Below are 1,880 nucleotides of genomic sequence, written 5' to 3'. Positions count from 1 at the left end.
ATGTACTTTTTCCTGACCCACTTGGTCCTAGTATAGCTACTATTTCACCTTTTTTAATATCTAGATTTATATTTTTTAATACTTCTAATTTTCCATATTTCTTTTTTATATTTTTTATCTGTATCATAATATCCCCCCCTATGCAGTTTCACTAACTTTTAATTTATTTTTTACTGTACTTGCTTTTCCTGTACTTGCTTTTCCTGTGCTTTTAGCTTGTAGTTTATTTTCAAATGAACTCACTAACTTTGATAAACTAAATGTAAGTACAAAATAAATCATAGCTGCTATTATTAACGGTTCAAATGCTAGGTAGGTATTTCCTCTGACTATATCTGCACTATACATTAAGTCTTGTATTCCTATTATTGATACTATTGATGATTCTTTTACCAAAACTATAAATTCATTTGCTAGTGCTGGCAGTACATTTTTTAAAGCCTGTGGTATTATTATTAGTCTCATACTCATCGAATAGTCTAATCCTAAAGAACGGCTAGCTTCCATTTGTCCTTTATCTATAGACTGTATTCCTGATATTAATATTTCTGCAATATATGCACTTGAATTTATAGATAAAGCAACTATTGCTGATATATATTCAGAGGGTATAAATCCTATATCTGGGAATTTAATTCCTATTGTAGGAAATCCAAAATAAATTATATATATTTGAACTAACACTGGTGTCCCTCTTAAAAACTCTATATATGCACTAGCCAATATACTTAATAGTTTATTTCTAGATATTTTTCCTAAACATACTATTGTACCTATCATAAATCCTAATACTAGGGTAAACAAAGATATAATTATAGTTATCTTAGTTCCATTTATGAAAAATTGTGAATACTCCTTTAGAAATGTAAATTCCATGCTTTATACCCTCCTTACGCTTTATTGAGCTAACTTCGTAGCTTCCTCTACAAAATCTTCTATCTTACCTTCTTTATTTAACTTAGTTAATACCTTATTAACTTCATCTATCAGTAATTTATCATCTGATTTACTTATTGCAATTGCAGCTCCTTCAGTTGCATTTTCACCTAAATCTATATTTCCATCTACTATATCTTGATATTGTTTTAAGTATCCTTTTGTAGTTTCTTTACTTATAACCACTGCATCTACATTATTATTTTCAAGTTCTAAAACTATATCTGATATTTTACTTAAAGACTTTATATTTGTTGCCTGTATAACATCTTTTACTATACCCTCTTGAAGACTTGCCTTTTGAACGCCAATTTTAGCTTCTTTTAAATCTTGTATAGTTTTGTATTTATTTGCATTTTCTTTCTTTATTAAAATTATGTTTCCTCCATTGTAATAAGTATCAGAAAAATCAACTGCCTTTTTTCTCTCTTCTGTCGGACTCATACCCGCAACTACCATATCTATATTTTGTGACTTTAGTGCACCTAATAGTCCATCAAACTTCATATCTTTTATCTCTAACTTTACACCTAATTCTTTTGCTATTTCTTCAGCTATCATCATATCAAATCCTACAATTGTATCTTTACCATCTATTTCTTTATGGAATTCATATGGTGGATAATCTGCACTAGTTCCTATAGTTAAAACCCCTTTATCTTTTACCTCTTGTAATTTACTAACTTCTTCCTTTTGAGGAGTACATCCTACGATACCTAAACTTAAAGCTCCTACTAAAACACCTACTATTGATTTTTTTAAACCTTTCATAATAATACCTCCTATTTAATAATAATTTGTAATTGATAATACATATTTGTCGTTTTACATATTTTTCTTTTGTTTGTCTGTTTTTTGTAACAAAAAAGTCCCTTAGCAAAATGCTAAGAGACGAATTATCCGTGGTACCACTCTTATTGATAAGTTTCCAAATAGACTAATAC

General features: G+C 28.7%; 3 protein-coding genes. All 3 read right to left on the bottom strand.

Going from position 1 to position 1,880, the window contains the following annotated elements:
• The coding region (locus VLM92_RS02090) for an ATP-binding cassette domain-containing protein (protein WP_325274698.1) at nucleotides 1-127 on the bottom strand (127 nt) is incomplete at its 3' end.
• Between the two features lie 11 nt (nucleotides 128-138).
• Nucleotides 139-876, bottom strand: a complete 738-nt coding sequence (locus VLM92_RS02085; protein WP_325274697.1) for an amino acid ABC transporter permease — start codon at nucleotides 874-876, stop codon at nucleotides 139-141.
• A gap of 21 nt (nucleotides 877-897) precedes the next feature.
• Complete coding sequence (locus tag VLM92_RS02080; RefSeq protein ID WP_325274696.1) at nucleotides 898-1,707, bottom strand: transporter substrate-binding domain-containing protein; 810 nt, start codon at nucleotides 1,705-1,707, stop codon at nucleotides 898-900.
• Between the last annotated feature and the right edge of the window lie 173 nt (nucleotides 1,708-1,880).

This window comes from Romboutsia sp. (genome assembly GCF_035470145.1).
Lineage (GTDB): Bacteria > Bacillota > Clostridia > Peptostreptococcales > Peptostreptococcaceae > Romboutsia_D.
This window is presented reverse-complemented; position numbering and strand designations above follow the sequence as displayed.